The sequence below is a fragment of the Allobosea sp. 10L417 genome (genome assembly GCF_056395485.1).
In genome coordinates, this window is the sequence record NZ_JBFTJP010000006.1 from 269,054 (window position 1) to 294,689 (window position 25,636).

The window sequence follows — 25,636 nt, forward strand, 5'->3', positions numbered from 1 at the left end:
CGCGGCGTCAGCGCGGCTGCGACTTGAGATAGTCGCTCAGTCGCTCCAGCCCGGCGGAGAGGTGGTCCCCCGGCGCGCCGATGCCGATGCGGATATAGCCGTCCATCCCGTAGACATCGCCCGGCAGCAGCATGATGCCGCGCTCCTCGCGCAAGCGATGCACCAACTCGGTCGAGTTCATCGAGTGGCTGTATTTGATGAAGGCCATGCCGCCGGCCTTGGGCGGCACGAAGGAGAAGAACTCGTCATTCGCCTTCACCCAGTTCGAGAGCAACGCGAGATTCTCCCGCAGGATGGTCTTGCTTCGCTGCAGAATCTCGGCGCGCTTCGCCGGCTGGATGACGATGCGGGCGATATGCTCGCTCAGCGCGCTCGTCGTGATCGAGGTGTAGTCCTTGTTCTGCCAGGCCGTGTAGATGTCCTTGGCCGGCCCGACCAGCCAGCCGATGCGCAGGCCCGGCAGCGCCATCGCCTTGGAGAGCCCGCTGGTGATGATCGCCTTGTCGTAGAGATCGGCGAAGCTGGGCGGCTCGTCGGTTTCGAGCTCGGCGCCCTTGTAGACCTCGTCGGCATGGAGGTAGCAGCCCTGCGCCCGGGCAATCTCGACAAGCGCGTCCATCGTCTCGCGCGAAAGCAGGCTGCCGGTCGGGTTGTTCGGGTTGCAGATCGTCATCAACTTGGTGCGCGGCGTGATCGCCTGGCGGACCTCGTCGAGATCGGGCGTCCAGCCCAGCTCCTCGCGCAGCTTCACTTCCTTGACCGTGGCGCCGATCGCCCGCGCCCAGCCCCAGATCTGCAGGTAGTTCGGCACGAAGACGACGATCTCGTCGCCCGGCTCGATCAGCGACATCACCATCAGGAAATTGGCTTCAGCCGAGCCGTTGGTGACGATCACCTCGTCCGCGGTCCGGTTGCGGTAGAGCTTGGCGATGTCCTCGCGCAGTTCGACCGCGCCATTGGTCCAGCCATAGCCGAGCTCGACCTCCATCAGTTTGGCGCGCTGCTCGGCGCTCAGCAATTCGTTCAGCGAGTAGGGATGGACGCCGCTATCGGATAGATTGAACTCGACAGTGTTCTCGTAGAGCGACTGGATACGCTCCAGGCTGAATTCTTCGATCTTCATGCTGCCCATCCCGCAACGGCCGATCGGCCGCATCTCCCGCAAGTATGATGGGCATCATTTGGACGTCAAGGTCGATTTTGGAATTTACAGTCCAAATCTCGATTGCTATCCCTTGACGACGACGTCGCAGCCGCTCCCGGAGAGCCCATCATGTCCGACCAGAAACCCGGTGCCAACAAGATGTGGGGCGGTCGCTTTACCATGGCTCCGGCCGATGTGATGCGCCGGATCAATCCCTCGATCGGCTTCGACTACCGGCTCTACCGGCAGGACATCGCGGCGTCCAAGACCCATGCCGCAATGCTCGCCCGCCAGGGCATCATCGCGAGCGCGGACAACGAGCGCATCCAGGCCGGTCTCGACCAGATCCGCGGCGAGATCGACCGCGGCGAACTCCAGTTCAGCATCGACCTCGAGGACATCCACATGAACGTGGAAGCGCGTCTCAAGGAGATCATCGGCGAGCCCGCTGGGCGCCTCCACACCGCCCGCAGCCGCAACGACCAGGCCGTCACCGATGTCCGCCTCTGGATGCGCGACGCCATCGACGGGCTGGACGGCGTGATCCAGGACCTGCAGCGCGCGCTGATCGAGCGCGCGGGCGAGCATGCCGAAACGATCATGCCCGGCTTCACCCATATGCAGGTCGCCCAGCCCGTGACCTTCGGCCACCACCTGATGGCCTATGTCGAGATGTTCGGGCGCGACCGCGAACGACTGGCCGGCGCACGCCAGCGCACCAATATCTCGCCGCTCGGCGCCGCCGCGCTCGCCGGCACCGCCTTCCCGATCGACCGGGAGTTCACGGCTGCCGAACTCGGCTTCGCTCGGCCGACCGAGAACTCGATGGATTCGGTCGGCTCGCGCGATCATATCTGCGAGCTTCTGTTCTGCTGCTCGATGCTCGCCGTGCATCTCTCCCGTATCAACGAGGAGATCACGCTCTGGTGCAGCGACGGCTTCCGCTTCATCGCGCTGTCGGACGCCTTCACGACGGGATCCTCGATCATGCCGCAAAAGCGCAACCCTGACGCCGCCGAGCTAGTGCGCGGCAAGACCGGCCGCGTCGTCGGCTCGCTCACCGCCCTGCTGATGACGGTCAAGGGCCTGCCGATGACCTTCATGAAGGACATGCAGGAGGACAAAGAGCCGATGTTCGACGCGCTCGAAACCGTCGAGCTCTGCGTCGCCGCCACCACCGGCATGGTCCGCGACCTGACGGTGCGCCCGGGAAACATGCGTGCCTTCCTCGATCGCGGATTCCCGACCGCGACCGACCTCGCCGACTGGCTGGTGCGCGAGGCCGGCATCCCCTTTCGCGACGCCCATCACATCACCGCCCGCGTCGTTGCTCTCGCCGAGGACAAGGGCTGCACCCTGCAGGCACTCGACCTCGATGCCATGCGCTCGGTCGATCCCCGGATCAGCGCCGCGGTCTTCGAGGTGCTGGCACCGGAGCATTCCGTCCGCAGCCGCCGCAGCTATGGCGGGACCGCCCCCGACACCGTGCGCGAAGCGATCGAGCGGGCGAAAGGGCGTTGGTTATCCAGCAAGCCGATCCAGGATTGAATTGTCATTCCGGGGCTTCGCGCAGCGAAGAACCCGGAATCCACGACTGGGTGAGCGGCCAGCAACCGAACACAGGATGTCTCACTCGGTCGTGGGTTCCGGGTTCGCGCCTTTGGCGCGCCCCGGAGTGACAATCGCCCTCGCCCCACGCATCCCGGCAGCCGCCGTCACGCAAACTTTGCGGGATCAAACCGGCTGCCTTTCTGGCTATGGATGACGGCGCCGGTCGATTCGACCGGGCCTGAAGAAATGAGCGCGGAGCCCGTGTAGCTCTGCCGCGGGGAGGCGAGATGGAACACGTCTGGTTGCGTGGGGTGGCCGAGCGGTTCGGCATCGATGGCGGGCTGCGCCAACTCGGCGGCGAATACGATCTCAACTTCCGCGGCAGGACCGCCGAAGGCGACGTCATCGTCAAGGCGATGCGTCCGCAAGGTGAGCCGGCTCTGGTCGACCAGCAATGCGCCGCGATCAGCCATGCCCTCGCCGCCGATCCCACGCTGCCGCTGCCCCGCCTGATCCCCGCCGAGGGCAACCGCTTCTGGCAGAACGTTCCGGATGCTCAGGGCCAGCAGCGCATGGTCTGGGTCCAGCGCGCCTTCCAGGGCATCCCGATGGGCGAAGCCGGGCCGCAGCCGCCCGCCGTCCTCGCCGAGCTCGGCGCGCTGACCGCGCGCCTCGACCTCGCCCTGCGTGATTTCGAGGTCACCGCCGCGCCGGATGCTGCGAAATGGGATCTGACCGAGGCCGCTTGGATCAAGCCGCATCTCGATGTTCTCGAAGGCGCGCGTCGCCCGCTCGTGGCGGGGATCGTTGCAGCCTACGAGGGGCTGAAGCCCGCGCTCGACAAGCTGCCGTGCCAGACCATCCATAACGACCTCAACGACTTCAACATCCTCGTCGAGCCGCGTCTCGGCGAACCCACCCGGATTAGCGGCCTGATCGATTTCGGCGACATGACCAATGGTCCACGTGTCTGCGAGATCGCCATCGCCGCCGCCTATGCCATTCTCGACCACGAGACTCCCGAAGCCGCGCTCGCCGCTTTAATCGCCGGCTATCATGGCGTCTCGCCGCTGAGCGCCGAAGAGATCGGCCTGATCTGGCCGCTCGTGCGGATGCGGCTCGCGGTCAGTGTCGTGAACTCGACCATCGAGGCCAAGGGCCGCCCGAACGACCCCTATGTGACGATCTCGCAAGCCCCCGCCTGGCGCCTGCTGGAGAACCCCGCCATCGACGGCGAATTGATGGGCGCGCGGCTACGCAATGCCTGCGGCCTGCCCGTCACCGACGCTGCCGGTCGCATCGCGAGCTGGATCGCCGGACAGCGCGGCAGCTTCGCGCCCGTGCTTGGCCGCCCGCTCGACGGTCTCCCGGTCGGCTCGCTCGGCGTCGCCGAGGCGACGATCCCGCAGAACCCGTTCGAACTGCGTGCCGACGAGGCCCGCAATCTCGGCACCGGGCTCGGTATCACATCCGAGTGGTGGCTCGGCCAGTACGGTGAGCCGCGGCTGGTCTATACCGACAAGGCCTTCCGCAAGGGCCGCTGGCTGGCCTCGAACCGCCGCACCATCCACATGGCGATCGATGTGTTCGGCCCGGCAGGCGAGCCGGTTCGTGCGCCCCTCGCCGGCAAGGTCGCGCTGGCGGAGAACCGCAACGGCCATCTCGATTATGGCGGCGTCGTCATCCTCGAGCATAGCACGCCCGCAGGCGACGTCTTCCACACGCTCTACGGCCACCTCGCCGCCGATGGCGCGGCCAAGTTGAAGCAAGGCCAGGAGATCGCCGCCGGCGAGGCTTTCGCCAGGCTGGGCCCGGCCGAAGAGAATGGCGGCTGGGAGCCGCATCTGCATTTCCAGCTGGCGCTGACGCTGGACGGCATGGGACATGATTGGCCGGGCGTCGCCGATCCCGACGACTGGGCGCTCTGGCAGGCGATCTGCCCGAACCCCGCCGCCCTGCTCAACCTGCCCGACGAGGTCGTCGCCTATCAGGCGATCGACGAGGCCGCGCTGCTGGCCGAGCGCAAGGCTCGCTTCGGCGCCAATCTCAAGCTCAGCTACAAGAAGCCGGTCACCTTCCTGCGCGGCTGGCGCCATCATCTCTTCGACGCGATGGGCCGGCCCTATCTCGACGCCTATAACAACGTGCCCCATGTCGGCCACGCCCATCCGCGCATCCGCAAGGTAGCGATGGACCAGCTCGCGCGGATGAACTCCAATACGCGCTATCTGCACCCAGCGCCGATGGCGCTGGCCGAGCGCCTCACCGCCAAGCTCCCCCAGGAGCTGGAGGTCTGTTTCTTCGTCAATTCCGGCTCGGAAGCGAACGAACTGGCGCTGCGCCTCGCGCGGGCCGCCAGCGGCGGTTACGACATCGTCACGCCCGATCACGGCTATCACGGCAACACCACCGGCGCGATCGACATCTCCGCCTACAAGTTCAACAAGCCGAACATGGGCGGCCGCAAGCCCTGGGTGCAACTCATCGACGTCGCCGACGATTATCGCGGCCGCTACCGCCGTGACGATGCCGACCGGGCGCTGCATTACGCTGAGCAGGTCGACGGCGCGCTGACGGCCATCGCGGAGCGCGGCGGCAAGGTCGCCGGCTTCATCGCCGAGACCTTCCCGAGCGTCGGCGGCCAGATCATCCCGCCGCCCGGCTATCTCGCCGCGGTCTATGAGCGCATCCGCACCGCAGGCGGCATCTGCATCGCCGACGAAGTCCAGACCGGGCTCGGCCGCCTCGGCGACTATTATTTCGGCTTCGAGCAGCAGGCCGTGCGGCCGGATATCGTCGTGCTCGGCAAGCCGCTCGGCAACGGCCACCCGATCGGCGCGGTCATCACCACCCGCGCCATCGCCGAGCGCTTCGCGGAAGGACCGGAGTATTTCTCGACCTTCGGCGGCTCGAACCTCTCCTGCCGCATCGCCTCCGAAGTGCTCGACATCGTCGAGGAGGAAGGGCTCTCGGCCAATGCCAAGGCGATGGGCGACAAGCTGCTCGCAGGCATGCGCGCGCTGATGGCGGACTATCCGAGCGTCGGCGACGTGCGCGGCATCGGCCTCTTCCTCGGCCTGGAGCTGGTCACGGACCGCGAGACGCTGGAGCCCGCGACGGACGCGGCGGCGCATGTCATGAACCGCCTGCGCGACATGCGCATCCTCGTCGGGCGCGAAGGCCCGGCCGACAATATCCTCAAGATTCGCCCGCCGCTGACGGTCGGTGCGGATGATGTCGAGATGATCCTCGACCGGCTGAGGATCTGCCTGCGCGAGGTCGAGGCGGCGCGCTGAGCCGCCTCAGCCGGCCTTCGGCTCCTGCTGCAGCGTGTAGCGAAAGTTGCAGTGGGTCGCGCCGCCCATGATCGTCTGCGTGCGTTCGAGCGTGATGCGCGGGTCGTAGCCCGTGCAGAACACGCCGTCGCGGTTGCAGGAGAGCAGGTGGCCGATCTTGCCGAGCCCCATCTCGCGATAGGTCTCGGCATAACGGCAGCGATGGACATTGTAGTCGAACTCGGTGTCGGTCGCCTTGACCACCTCGATGACGAGCGCGTCGTCCTGCGTCCACAGCGCCTGCAATTCCTGGAAGCTGCGCAGGCTGGTGCCGCCCGGCGTCTTGTCGGCGAAGGATTGCCCGGCCGCGATCGCCGCCTTGCGGATCGCCCGATCGAGGATCGACTGCGCCATCTCCTCGCCCAGGCGCTCGCGCATCTCCTCATAGATCGGCGCGACGATGCCGGCCTCGATCCGCCTGCGGGCGAGGATGCCGATCTCGCCGTCGAAGACCGGGCTATCGCCTGGCTCGGCCGGTTGCTCCGTCTCGCTCATCGCTTTCCTCCGTCTGTCTGCATGCGGCGGCGCAAGTTTAGAACATGCGGGGCGTCGCGGAAAACCGGTGGTCAGCTCGGCCGAAGCACGCGGCGCGGTGGCGACGGCAGGAAGTCGAGCTTCTCCTCGATCACGGTGCCGTCGTCGGAGACGATCGCGAACCAGCGCCGGTTGCCGCAATGCACCGAGAGCCGCCAGCGGCCCTGATCCTCGCCTTCGCCGCGTTCGACGCGGCTGGTCACGAGGCCGCGGCGCTGCATCTCCAGCCATTCCGCCGACGACCAGCCGAAGCGGGCCGCGATACGCTCCGCATCCAGCACGAAGGCTCCGCTGGCATCGCGGATGATCGGAGCCCCGGCCGGCTCAGCGCGCTCCTGTTCCATCGCTCACTTCCGGAGACGTGGCCGATGGCGGCGGCATGATCCGCAGCGTTTCGGCCAGAGACAGGAAGAGATGATAGAGGACGCGGGACGGCAGCGATACCGGCAGGGGCCCACCTGCACGGTCGAGCTGGTTGTGCCAGAGCCCGGTCCGCGCATCGACGAAGTGGCGGAACATCAGGTCGAGGTGCTGCGGCAGCCGCGAGCCGGCATCTTTATCCCCGGCGAATTCGAAACGCGCGCCGAGCGCCTTGATGAACTCGGTCTGCGGCCAGAGCAGCTTCGTCGAGGCGACGACAGCGCCCTCGGGGTCAACGCCATCGAGCACCAGCGCCGGGAGCCCCCGCGCGCGGTCGAGCCCGTGCACGAGTCCGAAGCTGTAAAGCCCGTCGGCAAGCGAACGCGCCTTGTCCCAGCCGGTCAGGCGGTGATGGTGATGCAGCAGCCAGACCCATTCGAACTGATGCCCGGGCTCGCGCAACCGGCCCGCATCGCCGGCCACGGGCTGCCAGTCCGGCGTGAAGAACTCGCCGAGCGTGCCCCTGGCGTCGATGAAGTGTTCCGCCGCCAGCCGGACGATGCGGTCGGCGGCATCGATCCAGCGCTGGTCGCCGGTCGCTTCCGCAAGCGCATGGAAGGCTTCGAGCAGATGCATATGCGGGTTCTGGCGGCGCGGCAGCGTGCCAAGATCGTCCTCGGCATAGCCGCCAAGCGGAGCAGAAAGCTCCGTCTCGATGAGATCCATCGTCGCCCCGGCAAGGCGAATGGCAGCTGTGTCGCCGGTCGTGCGGTGATAATGCGCGCAGCCGAACAGCACGAAGGCGAGATCGTAGAGATCGCGACGCGGCACGCTTGCCGCTCCGCTGGGCAGGAAGCGCTTCGGCACATAGCCGTTGGCTTCCTGCGCCTTCAGCAGCAGCGAGAAGCCGTACTGCGCCGCCTCCAGCGCCGCCTGGCTTCCGCTTAGTCGGGCGGCGTGGCTAAAGGTATAGGTCAGGCGCGCCGTCGTCAGCGCGCTGCGATCGGGCGCGGTGACCTGCCGACCATCCGGCGTGAACTCTTCGACGAAGCCGCCCACCTTGCGGTCGACCGCGCGCTCGATCCAGGCCGGGATCAGCGTTCCATGGGTCCAGCGCTGCAGGCCGGCAGGCGACAGGTCGAGCATGGGCCGGCTCAATGCGCCTGCGTCTGCGCGTGCAGGATCTGGCCGAGGAACTGGCGGGTACGCTCGTTCTGCGGCGAGGAGAAGAACTGATCGGGCGGCGCGACCTCGACGATCTCGCCGGCATCCATGAAGATCACCCGGTCGGCGACCTTGCGGGCGAAACCCATCTCATGGGTGACGCAGAGCATGGTCATGCCGCTCTCGGCGAGCTCGACCATGACGTCGAGCACTTCGCTGACCATCTCAGGGTCGAGCGCCGAGGTCGGCTCGTCGAACAGCATGATCTTGGGGTTCATGCAGAGCGAACGGGCGATCGCGACGCGCTGCTGCTGGCCGCCGGAGAGCTGTACCGGATATTTGTTCGCCTGTTCCGGGATATGGACGCGCTCCAGGATCCTGCGGGCATTGGCTTCGGCCTGCGGCCGCGGAATGCCGCGCACCTTCATCGGAGCGAGCGTGCAGTTCTCCAGCGCCGTCAGATGCGGAAACAGGTTGAAGCTCTGGAACACCATGCCGATCTCGCGGCGGATATCCTCGATGCCCTTGAGCCTGGCATCGACGGTCGTGCCGTCGATGACGATCTCGCCCTTCTGGTGCTCCTCGAGCTGGTTGAGACAGCGGATCAGCGTCGACTTGCCCGAGCCCGACGGCCCGCAGATGACGATGCGCTCACCGCGCGACACGGTGAGGTCGATATCGCGCAGGACGTGGAAGTCGCCGTAGAACTTGTCGACCTTGCGCATCTCGATGATCGGGGCGCCGATCTCGGCTGCGGTTGAGGCGATAGCGGCCATCTGGAAAACCGTTCTAGACTGGCTGGTGGAAGAAGAGCCCGGCCTATGACCGGGCGCTTCCGCTGTTACGGGAACCGATGCGATTGCGCTGGCCCGTATGTCATCCTGGATCAAATCCGGGACGAAGTCGTGGTTGAGAAGGCAATCAGAACTTTCCGGATTCGAACACCGGCATCGGCGGCAGCTTGGACAGCGGGATGCCGAACCACTTCTGGTTGATCTTCGAGAGCTCGCCATTGCCCTCGATCTCGGCGATGAACTTGTTGGAGAACTCGGCCAGCGCGGTGTCGGACTTGCGGAAGGCCATGCCGTTGGCCTGTTCCTTCAGCGTGATCTTCGGCTCGATGCCGAGCTGCGGATAGTCCTTGTTGAGCTGGGCGAGGATGGTGTTGCTTGCGCCCATCGCCTGGACCTGGCCGGAAATCAGCGCCTGGAGGGTGGTGGCATCGTCGTCGAAGCGCTTGAGCGGCGTGCCCTGCGGGGCGACGGCGCTGATCGCGATGTCCTGCGTCGAGGCGCGCGCGACGCTGATGGTCACGTTCTTCAGGTCTTCCGGCGTCTTGATGCTGAGGCTCTTGGGAGCCAGCACATAGATCGTCAGCGTGCTGTAGGGGTTGGAGAACAGTACCTGCTTCTGGCGCTCGGGAGTGATGCCGAAAGTCGCGATCAGCAGGTCGACCTTGTTGGTCAGCAGATAGGGGATGCGGTTGGGCCCGGTGACCGGCACGAGTTCGAGCTTGACGCCGAGCGCCTTGGCCATCAGCGCCGCGACATCGGCATCGTAACCGGCCGGCTGCTGGTTCGCGTCGGTGCCGCCGAAGGGCGGGTAGTCGGTCAGCACGCCGACCATCAGCTTGCCGCGCGCCTTGATCTCGTCAGGCGTCGCGGCCTGTGCCGGGGCAACGTTGAATGCAGCGGCAGCGAGGCCGGCGAAGACCAGCGCGCCGAGGCTGCGGCGGCAAATCGATTTAAACAGCGACATGGACGTTCTCCTCTGAGGGGCAGGCTTGGTGTTGCGCAGCCGCACTCAGCGCGCGGCGACGAGGAGCTTATGCTCCATTCTTTTGCTGTAGGCCGAGAGCGGCCGGCAGATGACGTAATAGACCAGCGCGACGAGCGCGAAGATGGTGAAGGGCCGGAAGGTGGCATTATTGATGATCTGCCCCGCGCGTGTCAGCTCGACGAAGCCGATGATCGAGGCAAGCGAGGTGCCCTTGATCAGCTGCACGACGAAGCCGATCGTCGGCGGGATCGCAATACGGATCGCCTGCGGGGCGATGATCAGCGCCATCTTCGGAGCATAGCGCAGGCCAAGCGAGGTCGCAGCCTCCCATTGCCCGCGCGGCACCACCTCGATCGCGCCGCGCCAGATCTCGCCGAGGAAGGCGCTGGCATGGAGCGACAGGCCGAGCGCCGCCGCCGTCCAGGGGTCGACCGACCAGCCGAACAGTCCGGGCACGAAGAAGGCGAGGAAGAGCTGCATCAGCAACGGCGTGCCCTGGAAGAGCTTGATATAGCCGGCCGAGGCGATCCTCAGCCATTTGAACTCGCTGGTCCTGGCGAGGGCGACCAGCGCCCCGCCGATCGCCCCGCCGAGGAAGGCGACGAGCGACAGCAGCAGCGTCCAGCGCACCGCCATGATGATGTAGATGATGTCGGCTGATCCGAGCGTGCGCATCGTCGTCACCTCACCGGGTTGGCTTGCGCAGGAAGGCGCGCTCGATCCCGGCGAACACCGTCCAGAAGAAGACGGACAGGCCGAGATACATGCATGTGACGACGAAATAGACCTCGAAGCTGCGGAAGGTGCGCGACTGGATGTCGCCCGCCACCGCCGTCAGCTCGCTCGCCGCAATCGCCGAGCAGACGCTGGTGTTCAGCATCAGCAGGATGAACTGGCTGGTCAGCGAGGGATAGATCGCCTGGATTGCCGGCTTCAGGATGATGTAGTGGAAGATCTGGAGCGGGCGCATGCCCAGCGACTTGCCCGCCTCGACCTGCCCCTTGTGAATGCTCTCGATACCGGCCCGGATGATCTCGATGCCGTAGGCGCCGACATTGACGACGAGCGCCAGCAGCGCTGCCGCGTTCGAGGACATCTTCAGCCCCATCGAAGGCAGGCCGAAATAGATCACGAAGATCTGGATCAGGAACGGCGTATTGCGGATCAGCTCGATATATTCGTCGATGATCCAGCGCAGCCATTTTGGCCCCGAGGTCTTGCCGAGCGCGCCGGCTACCGAGACGACCATTCCGATCGCCATCGCCAGCGCCGAAAGCACGAGCGAATTGAGGAGCCCGTGCAGCAGCTCCGGCCACGCCGCGAAGACGTCGGCAAAATCGAATTCATAGCTCATGCGAACTGCCCCTGCCGGGCCGCGAAAGCAGAACAGCCTTCATGCGCCTTCCTCATCCAGTCCTCCCGGCCGGCATTGTTCCACCAGCTCGGCCGATGCTGTCGCACCAGCCCTACAATCGCGGAATCAGCAAGCCGCCATCGACGTTGATCACTGTGCCTGTTGCATAGGCGAATTGCCCGCTCGTCAGAGCGGCGACGCAGTCCGCGACATCCTCGCCCTCGCCCCAGCGCCCGGCGGGGATCAGGCCCTCGGCGATGCGGGCATCATATTTGGCGGCGACCTTGGCGGTCATGTCGGAGCGGATCACGCCGGGACGGACCTCGAAAACGGGAATGCCTTCTGGCGCGAGCCTGACCGCCAGCGCTTTCGCCCACATCGAGAGACCGAGCTTGGAGACGCAGTACTGCGCCCGGTCGATCGAGACGAGCTCCGTCGAGGCCGAGGTGATGAAGACGATTGCCGGGCGTTCCGGCCTGTCCGCCAACATCGCCTTGGCGACTTCCTGGCTGAGGAAGGCCGCTCCGCGCAGATTGACGTCCATCACGAGGTCGAAGCTCTCCTCGGTGATCTCCAGCATGTCGCCGCGCACCGGGGCGCCGATGCCGGCATTCGAGACGAAGAGATCGAGCCGGCCGAAAGCCGCCTTCACAGTCGCGACGAGACCCGCATGGCTCGCGACCGCCGCGACGTCGTGCTTGAAGAACCGTGCCTTGGCACCGGCTCCTTCGAAGAGCTTCAACGCCTCGGCCACCGCCTCGTCCTCGGCGATATCGGTGAAGGCGATGTCATGGCCAGCCTTGGCAAGCGCCACGCCGATCGCGCGGCCGATGCCGCGTCTTGCGCCGGTGATCAGGGCGACGGGACGCGTCATCTCACTCTCCGCGGTAGGTTGGCGTGCGCTTCTCTTGGAAGGCGGCGACGCCCTCCTTCACGTCCTCCGTATAGGAGACGAGCGAGCTCGCCAGCGTCTCCAGGATCGCGCCGCCATCTTCGCCCTCTGCCGCGTTGATGAGCTGCTTGACGATGAGGTTCGCGACCGGCCCGCGCTGGCTGATACGCTCGGCCATGGCTTGCGCCGCGGCCAGTGCCCCGCCCTTCTCCACGACCTGATCGACGATGCCGAGCGTCAGCGCCTGTTCGGCGGTGACGATCTCGCCGGTCAGCGCAAGGCGCCGCGCCACCTGCCCGCCGAGCCGCCTCACCAAGCGCTGCGTGCCCGACCAGCCGGGGATCATGCCGAGACCGGTCTCGGGCAGGCCGATCTTGGCCTGGACCTCGCAGATGCGGATATCGGCGGTGACCGCCAGCTCCAGCCCGCCGCCGAGCGCGTGGCCGTTCATTGCGGCGATGACCGGCGGCTTCATCCGCGCAAGCTTGTCGAAGGCGCGGTGGCCGGTGCGCACCCAGCCCTGCCCCATTTCCAGCGGCGAAAGGCCGCCCCAGGCGACAATGTCGCCGCCGGCGCAGAAGGCCTTGCCCTCGGCGGTCAGGATGACGGCGCGCACCGAACGATCGGTGTCGATAGCGTCAGCGAAGCGACCGAGCAGGCCCACCATGACGTCGTCGAGCGCATTGAGCTTTTCCGGCCGGGCGAGCGTGATCGTCGCGATACCCGCGGCGATGTCGAGGCGAACGGGATCGCTCATGCTGCCCTCTTGGGAACGTTGAGGCCGATCAGCGCCTCGTCGAACAGAGCGGCGTCCATCAGCTTCGGCGGATTGGGGACGAGGAGCGGGAATTCACTCCGGCTGAGGATGTCGCGCTCCAGATCCACGCCGGGCGCGATCTCGGTGACGACGATGCCTTCGGGCGTCAGCTTCATCACGCAGCGCTCGGTGATGTAGGTCACGTCCTGCCCTTGTGCGACGGCGCGCGGGCCGGAGAAGGAGATGTGTTCGACCGCCTCGACCAGCTTCTTCACCTTGCCCTCCTTCTCGATGACAAGCTTGCCCTCAGTGATGGCGAGCTTGGCCGCAGCGCTGAAATAGCCGGAGAAGACGATGCGCTTGGCGCGCGCGGTGATGTCGATGAATCCACCGGCGCCGGCCGTGACATGCGGCCTGACGCCGAGCTTGGAGACGTTGACGCAGCCCTGCCGGTCTATCTGCAGGAAGGAGAGCAGCGACATGTCGAAGCCCGCACCCTGAAAGTAAGTGAACTGGTAGGGCGAAGGCACGATCGCCTCGGCATTGGAGGCGCAGCCGAACTGGAATTCGAGCAGCGGCACGCCGCCGACGGCGCCCTGCTCGATCACCCAGGTCACGGCGCCGTGCTGGCCTTCCTCGATCAGGATACGCGGGACATTGGCGGAGATGCCGAAACCGATATTGACGGCATCGCCATGGCGCAGCTCCTGCGCCACCCGGCGCGCAATGACCTTGGCGACGTCGAAGGCCGGCGTCTCAAAGCTCGACAGCGGCCGGCGCACCTCGCCGGAAATCGCGGGATCGTAGACCGTCTGTGTCGTCTGCATCTGGTCGGGGGCGACCACGATCGCATCGACGAGGATGCCGGGCACGAAGACCGCTTGCGTGTTCAAGCTGCCGGCCTCGACCACGCGCTTCACCTGCGCGATGACGACGCCGCCATTGTTGCGCACCGCCAGCGCCTGGTCGAGCGGGCCGAGCAGGCCGCCCTCATGCTCGTAGGAGAGGTTGCCGCGCTCGTCGGCCGTGGTGGCGCGGATGATCGCGACCTTCGGCACGATGCTGCGGAAATAGAGCCAGTCCTCACCGTCGAACTCCACGCGGGAAACGATCGGCTCGGCGGCGGCGCGTGCGTTCATCGCGCAGCCCTGATGCTTGGGATCGACGAAGGTGTCCATGCCGATCTTGGTCAGCACGCCCGGCCGCTTGGCGGCGGCTTCGCGATGCATGTCGAACAGGATGCCGCTCGGAATGTTGTAGGCCGGGATCTCGTCGCCTGTGACCATCTTCCAGATCGCGGGCGGCTCGGCCGAGGAGGGGCCGGATGGGTAGGAGCCGCCCATGATCCGCGCCAGCAGACCGGGCTTGGCGAGATGGTCGATGCCCTTGACGCCCCACATGTCGCCGGCCGCGATAGGATGCAAAGTCGTCAGGTTGCGCGGATGGCCGGAGGCATCGAAGCGCCGGCCGATCGCCGCCAGCACGGCATCGGGACATCCGAGGCCGGAGGAGGAGGAAACCGTGACGATGGCCTCGTCCGGGATCAGGGCGGCGGCTTCGTCGGCAGAGAGGATGCGGGGAAAGGCCATGATTTTGTCTCTTGGGAGGTTTCAGCCGGCGGCGGCGAGTGCGCGCTGATAGGCGCCGCAGGATTCGCGGATGACGAGATGGGCGGGGCCGATGAAGCTCTCAGGCTCTGCGGCGGGATCGGCAATCCGCTTCAGCAGCAGCGCGGCGGCGCGCTCGCCCAAGCCAACAGGATCGACCGCGACGGTGGTCAGCGCGGGCGAGACATGGCGCGCCTCGCTGGTGTCGTCGAAGCCGACGATGGCGATGTCGCGCCCGACGACGAGGCCGTGCCGCGCGGCGGCGAGCATCGCACCGATGGCGGTGACGTCGTTGTAGCAGACGACGGCGGTTGGCCGGTCGGCGAGCGAGAGCACGGCGCTCATTGCGCCGAAGCCGCCGTCGCGCGTCGGCATGCTCTCGAGATTGAGCGCCGGGTCGACATTGCGGCCGGCTGCTTCCATCGCCGAGAGAAAGCCGCCATGGCGCTCCTGCCGGACGACCATGGAATGCATGCCGCCGAGAAAAGCGATGCGCTCATGGCCGAGATTGATGAGATGGCGGGTGACGCGGCTGGCGCCGACGAGGTTCTCGGGTACCACGACGCTGGTGTCGGCACCGGGCAGGCGGCGGATCGCCACGAGCAGGGCGGTGCCGGCTGCCTTGGCCCAGTCGAGGTGCTCCGGTCGCGTATCCAGCGCCGGGCAGAGAATGATGCCGCCGGCGCCGTGCTCGCGCATCATCCGCATCACTTGGTCCTGCCGCACCACGCTCTCGGCGGTGTTGGCCATGAAGGCGACATAGCCGGCCATCTGCAGCACCTTCTCCACACCGATGGCGAACTCGGCGAAGAACGGGTTGGAGAGGTCGTTGAGGACGAGGCCGACGATGCGGGACTGCGCGTTGCGCAGATTGGCGGCGCCGCGATTATAGACATAGCCGAGCCGGTCCATGGTCTGCAGGACGTGTTGGCGGGTCTCGGGCTTCACTGCGCCGCGGCCCGTGAGGACGAGCGAGACCGTCGATTTCGAAACGCCGGCGGCGTCCGCGATCTCGATGATCGTCACCTTTCCCTTGCTGCCTTGCGGTTGCGGCATCGTTTCATCCCTGATGCGCGTGGCGCTATTCTTTTCTTGGAACGTTCCATTATCAGCGAATGGATCGGTGCGCAATATCCCTCTTTCAAAGCTTTTTATGCGCCTGTATAAAGCTGGAAACGCGTTCCTTTATTGGAACGTTCCAATAAATCACCGGAGGAAGCGATGGTCGAGATCAGCCTGCCCCGCATGGATGGCAGCAGCGAGCGCTACAGGCTGGCGCCGCCTTCGCCTTTCCCGCAGACGGCTAGGGCCAATGGCGTCCGCACCGTCTATGCAGCCGCCCATGTCGTCGCGGACCCGCAGAAGCTTATCGAGCCTTGGCGCGAGCCCGCCATTGACTGGGACGCGACGCTGGCCTTCCGCCATCACCTCTGGGGGCTCGGCTTCAAGATCGCCGAAGCGATGGACACCTCCCAGCGCGGCATGGGGCTGGACTGGCCCAACGCCGCCGAGCTGATCACCCGCGTCCTGGCCGAGGCCAAGACGACACCGGGCGCCGATCTCGCCTGCGGCGCCGGAACCGACCAGCTCGATCCCAATGCCGCCCGCAGCCTGGATGACGTGATCCGCGCCTATGAGGAGCAGATCGGCCATGTCGAGGAGCATGGCGGCAAGATCATCCTGATGGCGAGCCGCGCGCTTTGCCGCGTTGCGAAGGGGCCGGAGGATTATCTCGCCGTCTATGGCCGCCTGATCCGCCAGTGCCGGGGCAAGGTGATCCTGCACTGGCTCGGCGAGATGTTCGACCCTGCACTCGCCGGCTATTGGGGCAACCGCGAATTCAGGCCGGCCATGGAGACCGTGCTCACCCTGATCCGCGAGCATGCCGACAAGATCGACGGCATCAAGATCTCGCTGCTCGACGCGGGCAAGGAGATCACCATGCGCCGCCGTCTGCCGGCGGGCATCGTCATGTATACCGGCGACGACTTCAACTATGCGGAGCTGATCGGCGGCGACGAGCAGGGCTTCTCGCACGGGCTGCTCGGCATCTTCGACCCGATCGCTCCGGCGGCGGCGGCCGCCTTCGCCAAGCTGGAGGCAGGCGACCGCGCCGGCTTCCACGCCATCCTCGACCCGACCGTTGCGCTCTCGCGCCGGCTCTTCGAGGCGCCGACGCAGCATTACAAATGCGGTGTCGTTTTCCTCGCCTGGCTCAATGGCTTCCAGAACCATTTCCGCATGGTCGGCGGCGCCGAATCCGCGCGCGGCATCCTGCACTATGCCGATCTCTTCCGCCTCGCGGATCAGTCCGGGCTCTTCGTCGATCCGGAGCTGGCGGCCCGCCGGATGACGCATCTCTGCGCCCTCAACGGCATCGCCTGAGGAGCAAGCCATGCACGCCCCCCTGCTCGACGCCGAGATCTACGACCAGATCCGCGAGACCGCCCGGCGCTTCGCCGAGGATGTCGTCAAGCCCGCTGCCGGAGATCTCGACCGCGACGAGGCCTTCCCCGCTGACATCTACCGCCGGATGGGCGAGCTCGGCCTGTTCGGCATCACCGTTCCGGAAGAGCATGGCGGCGCCGGCCTCGACACCTTCGCCTATGCGACCGTGATGGAGGAATTGTCGCGCGGCTATTCCTCGGTCGCCGACCAATGCGGCCTCGTAGAGTTGATCGGCACGCTCCTCACGCGCTACGGCACGCCGGAGCAGCTGAAACGCCTGCCGGACATCCTCTCGGCCAAGACCCGCATCGCCTATTGCCTGACCGAGGCGGAGGCAGGCTCCGACCTCTCCAATGTCCGCACCACCGCGCGCGAAACGGCGGATGGCTACGTCATCGACGGCGGCAAGCTCTGGATCCACAATGCCCCGGTCGCCGATCTCGGCTTCGTGCTGGCCTCGACCGATCCGGCCGCCGGCCATCGCGGCATGAGCATCTTCCTGGTCGACCTCAACGCGCCCGGCGTCTCGCGCGGCCCGAAGGAACACAAGATGGGCCAGCGCGCGAGCCAGGTCGGCGCGCTCAATTTCGACGGCGTCACCGTGCCGCGCGAAGCGCTGCTCGGCCCCAAGGGCCGCGGCTTCCACATCATGATGAGCGTGCTGGAGAAAGGCCGCGTCGGCATCGCCTCGCTGGCGGTGGGGATCGCGCAGGCCGGCCTCGAAGCGGCGCTGGCCTATGCTCGCGACCGGCGCCAGTTCGGCAAGCCGATCCTCGACAATCAGGGCCTGCAATGGATGCTGGCCGACATGGCCAAGGACATCGCCGCCGCGCGCACCCTCGTCGAGCGCGCCGCGCTGCTGATCGACCATGCCAAGCCAGCGACATCCGCTTCGTCGATGGCCAAGTGCTTCGCCAGCGACATGGCCGTGGCGCAGACGGCCAATGCCGTGCAGATCTTCGGCGGCTCCGGCTATATCCGCGGCTTCGAGGTCGAGCGGCTCTATCGCGATGCCAAGATCACCCAGATCTACGAAGGCACCAACCAGATCCAGCGCACCATCATCGCACGGGAGCTGATCAAGGGCGCCTGACAGCTCCAAGATCACTCCGGCGCGGTGCCCTGCCCCGTCGCCTCCGGCACAATGCCCTCGACATCGCCTGCCGATCGCGCTGGGCTGCAAGAAAGCGAATCCTGGAGCCTTGGGATTCGCGCCGAATGCGGGAGCGACAGGGATGAAAACGATCAAGGGACCGGCCATCTTCCTCGCCCAGTTCGCAGGGGACGCGGCGCCGTTCAATGATCTTGCCGGCATCGCCCGCTGGGCAGCGGGGCATGGCTACAAAGGTGTCCAGATTCCGAGCTGGGATGCGCGGCTGTTCGATCTCGCACGCGCCGCCGAGAGCAAGGCCTATTGCGACGAGGTGAAGGGCATTCTCGGCGAGGCCGGCATCGAACTCACCGAGCTCTCCACCCACCTTCAGGGCCAGCTCGTCGCGGTCCACCCTGCCTATGATCACGCCTTCGACGGCTTCGCCGCGCCGCAGGTGCGCGGGAAACCGAAGGCGCGCCAGCAATGGGCGACGCAACAATTGCGGCTGGCCGCCAAGGCCTCCCGCAATCTCGGCCTCTCGGCCCATGCGACATTCTCCGGTGCGCTCGCCTGGCCATTCATCTATCCCTGGCCGCAGCGCCCGGCCGGCCTCGTCGAGACCGCTTTCGAGGAGCTGGCCAAGCGCTGGCGCCCGATCCTCGACGCCTTCGACGAAGCCGGTATCGATCTCTGCTACGAGATCCATCCCGGCGAGGATCTGCATGACGGCGTTACCTTTGAAATGTTCCTCGAACGCGTGGGCAATCACCCGCGCTGCAACATCCTCTACGACCCCAGTCATTTCCTGCTGCAGCAGCTCGACTATCTCTCCTTCATCGATATCTATCACCAGCGCATCCGCATGTTTCATGTGAAGGACGCGGAATTCAATCCAAGCGGCCGGCAAGGGGTCTATTCCGGCTTCCAGCCCTGGATCGAGCGTGCCGGGCGGTTCCGCTCCCTCGGCGATGGGCAGGTCGATTTCGGCGCGATCTTCTCGAAGCTGACACAGTACGATTTCGACGGCTGGGCCGTGCTGGAATGGGAGTGCTGCATCAAGGATTCCGAGCAGGGCGCAGCGGAGGGAGCGCCTTTCATCGCCAGCCACCTCATCAACGTTGCCGCGCGGGCCTTCGACGACTTCGCGGCGAGCGGCATCGATCTGGCCACCAACCGTTCGCTGTTGGGACTGGATGGATGACGAGAGCGAGGGCAGGCAACCGAAGGCGGATCAGATCGGAGAGGCGATGATCCGCCTGTGATCGCGCCCGATCGGCGTCAGGCCACGAGAACGACGACGTCATTCTGCCGCGCAAAGAAGCTCTGCGAATGGCGTCGCTTCAGATCGGCCTCGCGCGCTTCGAGCGAGGCATCGGACAGCTCAGGCGAATGATGGACGCATGCGAGGCGCTTCGCCCCGACAGCCTGCAGCAGGCGCAGCCCCGCCTGCCAGGTCGAGTGGCCCCAGCCGCGATGCGGTTCGTAATCGAGCGCTTCGTCCCACATCGCGTCGTAGACGAGAAGATCGGCACCGCCGCAGAAGGCGGCGAGCGCGGGGTCCGGATCACCGGCGGCATGTTCATGGTCCGTCAGGATCACGATTGTCTGCCCGCCATGGCGGAACCGAAAACCGGCCGCGCACGGATCATGCTGTAGCGCGATCGTCGCGACGTCGACCCCAGAAAGYCCGGGATTGCCTCCCGGCGTGAAGCTCGAAAAACGAACCCGGCTGGGAGCTTCGGCGAAGCTGACGGGGAAGAACGGCTCGCTGAACAGGGCCGACAGCTTCGCCTCCGCACTTGCCGTGCAAGCCGGCACATGCAGCGCAATCTCGCCGCCCATGCGCCAGAGCGGCGCAAAGGCGCTCAGGCCGATGACATGGTCGAGATGCAGGTGGCTGAAGAGCAGCGTCGCGTCGCGCTCCCCGGCAGCGGCCATCGCCTGCCCGAGCCGGCGCAGTCCCGATCCCGCATCGACGATGACACGGCGCTCGGCGATCCGGACCTCGAAGCACGTCGTATCCCCGCCGAAGCGGTTACAGGAGCGGCCGGAAATCGGAATCGATCCGCGCGTTCCCCAGAACCGAATGCCGAAGCCGCAATCGAGCAACCGCGCCGTCTCAGTCACGCGCCGGGCCCTCGAGATCGCGCTTGGAAACAATCGCGACATTGTCCTGCAACCGCTTGACCATCAGCCGCATGACGGAGAGCGTCATGTCCGGGAATTCTTCCATCAAGGCGGTGAACACCTCCTTACGGAGCTTCAACGCGGTCAACTCGCCGGTAGCACGGATGGTCGCCGACCTGACCTCCCCGGTGACGACGCCCATCTCGCCGACGATCGCAGGCGCTTCGACTGAGGAAACGCAAACGGCGCTCCCTCGAGGTCCGATCAAGACCTCCGCCGTGCCAGCGATCACGACATAGGCTGCGTCGGATTCCGCGCCCTGCTCGAACAGCATGTCGCCGGCTGCGAAGACGGCCCGCTCGCTGGTGAAGGCCAGCAGCTTGATGCGCGCAAGATCGAGATTGGCAAAGATCGGCACGGCTCTGAGCGCTCTGACATCGTCGCGCTCGCCGCCTTCATCTTCGATCGGGAAGGCGACCGAAGAAGGCTGCAGGCCGGCTGCCCGGCGCAGCCTGGCGCCGTCGAAGACGACCGACCGGTCCATGGGTATATCGCCATCGTCCTCACGCGCGACGACGATCAGGGTCCTGCCGTACATCGCAGCGCGAAGGCGCCGCAAGATCGCCTTGCCCTCGGTCGGGCTCAAGCTGCCCAGAGCATTGTCCAGGATCAGCAGCGAGGGGCGCTTGATCAGGCAGCGCGCCAGCGCAATCTGCGTTTTGACCGCCGGGAAGAGCAGCCGGCCAGCATAGCCGGCCGGCTGCATGAGCCCGATCCGTGAAATCTCGTGATCGAGCCCGAGTCCGGTCACGGCTTCGCGGATGGCCTCGTCGACCCGCTCGCGAATGCCGGCGCTCGCTTGTGTCACGCGCCCGAACAGTAGGTTCTCCCGGACCGATGCAGCTCCCCATTCGCCGGAGTCGTAGAAATCGATGGTCTTCGCAGCGTCCTGCGAAATGCGAATGCGAAAGGCCCTGCGCGCCAGCAGGATGCGCTGTTCCATCCCCTCGTCGAGAAGGCCGAGCCGGTGCAGGGGTTCGGCATAGAGAAATGACAGCCCCAGGAACCGGGCCCGGTCGGCTTCGTCGATCTGCCCAGCCTCGGCCCGCGCCAGGCGCTCGCGAAAAGCGGGAAACTCCTCGGCGGCAATGAAGGAAAAATTGTCGAGAAGGAGATGGTCCGGGGCCAGATCCGAGAAGATCTCGAGCATCGTCGCGGCGATGCGCTGGCCAGCCGCCGTGAGATCATCGCTCAGGCCCAGCGAATCGAGAACGTTCCGCGTCAACCCGTGCCCGGCCAGCCGGCTTCCACCGAACCGGGCATTGTTCGGAACGCCGAAGAGGATGTTTTCACCGATCGTGGCGGTGCGGATGTACTGCGTCGCATCATAAGGCTCGACGGCATCCTGCGCGCCTTGCGCGACCAGCACCGCGTGAATACGGGCCCGGATTTCCGTCAGGCGGGCAGCCAGGACGGGGACTTCGTCCACGTTGAGTTTGCTCGCGAGGCCAGAGCGGAACACGACGTYGGCAAGGCCGACAATATCCAGCGTTGCGGCCAGCTGGGCTGCCGACAATTCGCCCTCGGCTCCTGGCAGGGCCTCCCCGTCATGCGTCGGATCCGCATCGCGATCGGTCCTCACGCCGTCGCCGCGCAGACCATAGGCGATGTTGTCGCGCAGTGATCCATCGAAGATCGCCGGCTCGCTGCCCGCATAGGCGATGCAGCGGCCGCGAGCCGTCACGGAAATCGCGTCGAGCGCGACATCGCCGATCTTGATGGAACCGCCGCTCGGCGTCAGTCGTCCCCCGAGGATGCGCGCGACGCAGCCGGCGCCCTCCCCCATGCCCGACAGCAAGACATGCTGCTTCAGTGGCAGCGTCAGCGAGACCCGGTCGAGCATTCGGTCGCCGGTTGCGCTGACCGCGCTGAGGCCCTGCAGGGCGATCACGCCGGCCTCGGGGAATGGGTCGTTGATGGGCTCCGGTTGCGCGGAAGGAACCGAGAGCGCGAACTGTTCGGTGACCTGCTGAAACTTGGCTTCGACATCGAGACGCTGCTGGTCCCAATCGATGAGGTCCTTCACAGGTGGAGGCAGGTCGCGATAGGCCGCGATGACCGCCACAAGCTGGCCGATCCCGAGATTTCCAGTCAGGGTGGCATAGCCGCCGATCGTGTAGAACAGGAACGGCGTGATCTGCGCGATCAGATTGTTCAGAGCTTTGACGGCGAATTTCCGCCCATAGAGTCGGTAGCGTATGCCGAAGAGCGTTTCGAGCCGTTGCGCGACCTCTCCGCGTTCGAGCGCGGCGGTCCCGTGATTGGAAACCTCGTCCAGCGTCTCGACAACTTCCCCGATCTTGCCGGCCAGGGCGCGCGAAGCGATCTGGCGCTCCCTGCCGAGCCGGATCTGCTCCCGCCGCAACCGTGGAATGACGAGGACCTGCGAGGAGATCATCGCGACGGCGACAAGGCCGAGCAGAGCATTCTGTATCAGGATGAAGACGAGTGCGGTCATCGCCTGCCCGCCCAGGAAGACCGGCTGAACGAACGCATCCCCGACGAAGCCCCCGATAGGCTCGACCTCATCCTTGATGATCGAGGCGGCCTCCGAAGGCTTCAGGCGCTGGCGCTGCTCGGGCGTCGACGAAAGCAGGGACGAGAACAGATCGAAGCGGAGCCGCTGCAGCAATCGTTCGCCGAGAGCCCCCTTTTTCATATTGATTGTATATTTGAAGTAACCGTTGATAACGATCAACGTTAAAAATAAAAAGGACAAAATAAAAAGATAAGAGATACGATTTACTTTAACTCCATCGTATTTCACCTCTGATCCGAATAAATCAACGCCTGTACTGAACGACAGAAATACCGCGTATTCGCTGCCATCCCGAAAGGCATTTCCCTGCAAGGCGCCCGCGATGATGTATTTGGGCAACTCGAGAGAAAGATAATAGAACGGCAGAGACAGAATGACGATTGAAATAATCCTGAGCTGCTCTCGACAACTATTCTTCCAGATATAAGAAAAAAGTTGATTCAAACGGGGCATTATTTTTCCCCTTCGAAACGCTCACCCGTCCTAGGCGCCTCAAGCCGTGGAACACGAACAGACATTGTCAATATAAGGCGGAGCGATACGATCCGGACGCACCCGCGACAGCGTAGCCGGTCCCGGCGGCAGCAGGTTAAGGAAGCAGCGTCGCCATCCGTTGACAAGAGGCACAGGTCGGACGAGCCGTTTGCGGGGCTTCTCGACCGGCTGAGCCTTCGTCCGGCTCTTGATCAGGACCTGCCAGTCCGGGAAAAGCCCCGGCGTGAATCTCGGCCGGTTTGCGCATCGTAGCCGCGCTTGATCTTCTCAAGCACCGTACCACTTGGCTGGCCGCACCGGATCGATCGCCACCTCGCATGCTGCATATCCCGCTCAGGTCCACCGCAAGACCCTGTGGTCGTTGAGGCGGCTCGGCGCTCCGTTGTGACTAGCCCGATGTCGCGCTTGCTCCCGGGACGCGGTTACGTTTCATTAACCATGTAGTCGGGGGGCTTCATGTCGACGCGTCCTGCCAGATCGGGGTTGGTCATGACAGGGTCGAACATGGAGCTCGCGGAATCGGCCGCAAGGCCGCGCATGCGCGAAACACAGCCCGCCTCGAGCTCCGTAGGGGCGGAGCGGAGCAGGCAAGCCCCGTCGGAGGCGAGTTGGCCATCGACCGATGTCGGCACGCTGCTGCTGCATTGGCTGACGGTCGCGGCCGTCATGGTGAGCCTCGCCACCGGATTGCGCATCTCGGCCGATGCACTCGACGCCGTGATTTCGCGATGGATGGCGCCGATCCTGCCGCAAGGCGAGATCTGGAGCGTCCATATCATCGCCGGCCTCACGCTTTTCGGCACATCGACCGCCTATCTCGTCTATATGGCGCTGAGCGGCCTCGGCAACCGCGTCGCTCTTCGGCGCCTTAAGATGTGGCGGATGGCCACGACGTCGAAGCTGCGGTGGATGAGCGCAAACATCCTGCTCCATTGGCTGCTCTATGCTCTGGTCGTCGTGCTCACTATCTCGGGCATCCTGCTCTATCTCGGCTTCGGCGGCTGGGTCGTTTCCGTCCATGTGACGGCAGCGATGAGCATGCTCGCCTACACGCTCGTCCATATCCTGACGCATTTCGGCTATGGCGGCTGGCTTCAGCTGCTTCGCATCTTCAGGCCGGCCAGGCTCGTGCCGGCCGCGGGACAGCGTAGCCGGCGGCCGCTGCTGATGGCCGCTGTTATCGCGATCCCGGCCGCCGCTGCTGCGGCCGGGATCGATTTCGCCAGCCGCGACGAACTGATCGTCGCGCAAATGCGAACCCCGCCGAAGCTGGATGGGGTGCTCGACGACGACGTCTGGCGCAGCGCCCGGCCGGTTCGGGTCAGGACGCAGCAGGGAGCCAACCTCGGCGGATCAGGCGAATCGATCGTCGAGATCCGCGCCGTGCATGACGGCGCCAAGATTTATTTCGCATTCCGCTGGCAGGATCCGACGCGCTCGCTCGCACGGCTTCCCCTGCTCAAGCAGCAGGATGGCTGGCATGTCGTCGGCGCGCGTGCCGGCGAAACCGATGTGGTCGATTTCTACGAGGACAAGTTGGCGGTCATCTTCTCGCGCTCCAATGGGTTTGGAGCAGCAGGAGCGACGCATCTGGGTCCGAAGCCGCTCGACGACAAGCCGTCGTCGCTCAATCAGCGCGGTCTCCATTACACCACCGATGGATCGATCATCGACATGTGGCAATGGAAGGCCTCCCGCGGCGGCCTGCTTGGCTACATGGACGATCAATATATCGGCCCCCCACGCGAGCCGACGGCCGATGAGGCCGCCAAGCGGGCACGTTACCAAGGCGGCTACTGGAACGATCCCGGCCGGGCCTTCTACAGCTATAATTTCGGCTTCGAAGGGCCGGGAGGCTATGCCGGCCCGGTCACACCGAAACGGTTGCCCAACGACCCGGCTGCCGCCATGGCTGCTCTTGGCCGGTTCGACCCGAAGAATCCCGAGCTGATCCATGACGAGGGCACCCGTTGGTGGCTGACCGAGACCGACAGCGCCCCCTACAGCGCGGAGGCCGACGCACGCATACCCGTCGGCACCGTCATGCCCGGCGTGCTGATCACGGGTGCCTATGAGGGAGATCGCGCCCAGATCCGGGCGGGCGCGCGCTGGAAGGACGGGTACTGGACCCTGGAAGCCTCGCGCGATCTCAAGACGGGCAGCGCCTACGATGTCGACTTCGAGCCCCAAACACCCGTCTATATGTGGGTGGCGGTATTCGACCACACGCAGACGCGCCATACGCGGCACGTTCGCCCTGTCACCCTCACCCTGCGCTGAGGCAACGGACCGCTTGTCGGCGAAATCCCACACTCGAACGAGCGCCTGGGTCGCCGCGCCCGTCCGATAGGACCCGCGGCGACCTAAACAGGGCAAGTCGCCTCAATCAGCACCGCG

General features: G+C 65.6%; 20 protein-coding genes. 6 read left to right on the forward strand and 14 right to left on the reverse strand.

Features of this window, described 5'->3' with window-relative positions; all coding sequences use genetic code 11:
• Positions 1-7 precede the first annotated feature (7 nt).
• Positions 8-1,123: an aminotransferase class I/II-fold pyridoxal phosphate-dependent enzyme gene (locus AC1DE3_RS17090; RefSeq protein WP_476780416.1), complete on the reverse strand. Its 1,116-nt coding sequence runs from the start codon at positions 1,121-1,123 to the stop codon at positions 8-10.
• A gap of 150 nt (positions 1,124-1,273) precedes the next feature.
• Between AC1DE3_RS17090 and argH the strand changes: the two genes are divergently transcribed.
• Entirely contained in the window at positions 1,274-2,692 is a 1,419-nt protein-coding gene (gene argH / locus AC1DE3_RS17095; RefSeq protein WP_476780415.1) for an argininosuccinate lyase, read from the forward strand.
• 290 nt (positions 2,693-2,982) lie between these two features.
• Positions 2,983-5,991, forward strand: coding sequence for an aminotransferase class III-fold pyridoxal phosphate-dependent enzyme (locus tag AC1DE3_RS17100; protein ID WP_476780414.1), 3,009 nt, complete (start codon positions 2,983-2,985; stop codon positions 5,989-5,991).
• A 6-nt stretch (positions 5,992-5,997) separates the two neighbouring features.
• Here the strand turns inward: AC1DE3_RS17100 and AC1DE3_RS17105 are convergent, their stop codons facing one another.
• From AC1DE3_RS17105 to AC1DE3_RS17155, 11 genes are all read right to left on the reverse strand, one after another.
• Positions 5,998-6,525, reverse strand: coding sequence for an L-2-amino-thiazoline-4-carboxylic acid hydrolase (locus AC1DE3_RS17105; protein WP_476780413.1), 528 nt, complete (start codon positions 6,523-6,525; stop codon positions 5,998-6,000).
• A 71-nt stretch (positions 6,526-6,596) separates the two neighbouring features.
• Entirely contained in the window at positions 6,597-6,908 is a 312-nt protein-coding gene (locus tag AC1DE3_RS17110; protein ID WP_476780412.1) for a DUF6522 family protein, read from the reverse strand.
• Complete coding sequence (locus tag AC1DE3_RS17115; RefSeq protein ID WP_476852592.1) at positions 6,889-8,070, reverse strand: AGE family epimerase/isomerase; 1,182 nt, start codon at positions 8,068-8,070, stop codon at positions 6,889-6,891. The genes AC1DE3_RS17110 and AC1DE3_RS17115 overlap by 20 nt, the downstream gene beginning before the upstream one ends.
• A gap of 8 nt (positions 8,071-8,078) precedes the next feature.
• Positions 8,079-8,813, reverse strand: a complete 735-nt coding sequence (locus AC1DE3_RS17120) for an amino acid ABC transporter ATP-binding protein (RefSeq protein WP_441514014.1) — start codon at positions 8,811-8,813, stop codon at positions 8,079-8,081.
• Positions 8,814-9,009: 196 nt separating this feature from the next.
• Positions 9,010-9,846: a transporter substrate-binding domain-containing protein gene (locus tag AC1DE3_RS17125; protein WP_476797527.1), complete on the reverse strand. Its 837-nt coding sequence runs from the start codon at positions 9,844-9,846 to the stop codon at positions 9,010-9,012.
• Positions 9,847-9,891: 45 nt separating this feature from the next.
• Complete coding sequence (locus AC1DE3_RS17130) at positions 9,892-10,542, reverse strand: amino acid ABC transporter permease (protein WP_476780409.1); 651 nt, start codon at positions 10,540-10,542, stop codon at positions 9,892-9,894.
• 10 nt (positions 10,543-10,552) lie between these two features.
• Positions 10,553-11,221: an amino acid ABC transporter permease gene (locus AC1DE3_RS17135; protein WP_476780408.1), complete on the reverse strand. Its 669-nt coding sequence runs from the start codon at positions 11,219-11,221 to the stop codon at positions 10,553-10,555.
• Positions 11,222-11,333: 112 nt separating this feature from the next.
• Complete coding sequence (locus tag AC1DE3_RS17140) at positions 11,334-12,095, reverse strand: 3-ketoacyl-ACP reductase (protein ID WP_476797528.1); 762 nt, start codon at positions 12,093-12,095, stop codon at positions 11,334-11,336.
• A gap of 1 nt (position 12,096) precedes the next feature.
• Positions 12,097-12,870 (reverse strand): enoyl-CoA hydratase/isomerase family protein, encoded by a 774-nt coding sequence (locus AC1DE3_RS17145; RefSeq protein ID WP_476780406.1) that lies wholly within the window; start codon positions 12,868-12,870, stop codon positions 12,097-12,099.
• A complete protein-coding gene (locus tag AC1DE3_RS17150) occupies positions 12,867-14,459 on the reverse strand; it encodes an acyl CoA:acetate/3-ketoacid CoA transferase (protein WP_476797529.1) in 1,593 nt (530 codons plus the stop codon). Before AC1DE3_RS17150 ends, AC1DE3_RS17145 begins: the two co-directional genes overlap by 4 nt.
• Positions 14,460-14,480: 21 nt before the next feature.
• Positions 14,481-15,533 (reverse strand): LacI family DNA-binding transcriptional regulator, encoded by a 1,053-nt coding sequence (locus AC1DE3_RS17155; protein ID WP_476852593.1) that lies wholly within the window; start codon positions 15,531-15,533, stop codon positions 14,481-14,483.
• A gap of 165 nt (positions 15,534-15,698) precedes the next feature.
• Between AC1DE3_RS17155 and AC1DE3_RS17160 the strand changes: the two genes are divergently transcribed.
• The 3 genes from AC1DE3_RS17160 (at position 15,699) to AC1DE3_RS17170 (ending at position 19,219) form a co-directional block, all read left to right on the forward strand.
• On the forward strand, positions 15,699-16,862 hold the full coding sequence (locus AC1DE3_RS17160) for a dihydrodipicolinate synthase family protein (RefSeq protein WP_476797531.1): 1,164 nt from the start codon (positions 15,699-15,701) through the stop codon (positions 16,860-16,862).
• A gap of 10 nt (positions 16,863-16,872) precedes the next feature.
• The gene (locus AC1DE3_RS17165) at positions 16,873-18,018 is read left to right on the forward strand and encodes an acyl-CoA dehydrogenase family protein (RefSeq protein ID WP_476797532.1); all 1,146 of its coding nucleotides are present in this window, start codon (positions 16,873-16,875) and stop codon (positions 18,016-18,018) included.
• A 142-nt stretch (positions 18,019-18,160) separates the two neighbouring features.
• Entirely contained in the window at positions 18,161-19,219 is a 1,059-nt protein-coding gene (locus tag AC1DE3_RS17170) for a sugar phosphate isomerase/epimerase family protein (RefSeq protein ID WP_476797533.1), read from the forward strand.
• A 77-nt stretch (positions 19,220-19,296) separates the two neighbouring features.
• On the opposite strand, the gene AC1DE3_RS17175 is transcribed toward AC1DE3_RS17170, so the two are convergent.
• Together AC1DE3_RS17175 and AC1DE3_RS17180 are read right to left on the reverse strand one after the other, a co-directional pair.
• Positions 19,297-20,145: an MBL fold metallo-hydrolase gene (locus tag AC1DE3_RS17175; protein WP_476852594.1), complete on the reverse strand. Its 849-nt coding sequence runs from the start codon at positions 20,143-20,145 to the stop codon at positions 19,297-19,299.
• Entirely contained in the window at positions 20,138-23,197 is a 3,060-nt protein-coding gene (locus AC1DE3_RS17180) for a cyclic nucleotide-binding domain-containing protein (protein WP_476852595.1), read from the reverse strand. Before AC1DE3_RS17180 ends, AC1DE3_RS17175 begins: the two co-directional genes overlap by 8 nt.
• 579 nt (positions 23,198-23,776) lie before the next feature.
• Between AC1DE3_RS17180 and AC1DE3_RS17185 the strand changes: the two genes are divergently transcribed.
• Positions 23,777-25,519 carry an ethylbenzene dehydrogenase-related protein gene (locus AC1DE3_RS17185; protein WP_476797536.1) on the forward strand — a complete coding sequence of 581 codons (1,743 nt, stop codon included), beginning with the start codon at positions 23,777-23,779 and terminating at the stop codon, positions 25,517-25,519.
• The last annotated feature ends 117 nt before the right edge of the window (positions 25,520-25,636 follow it).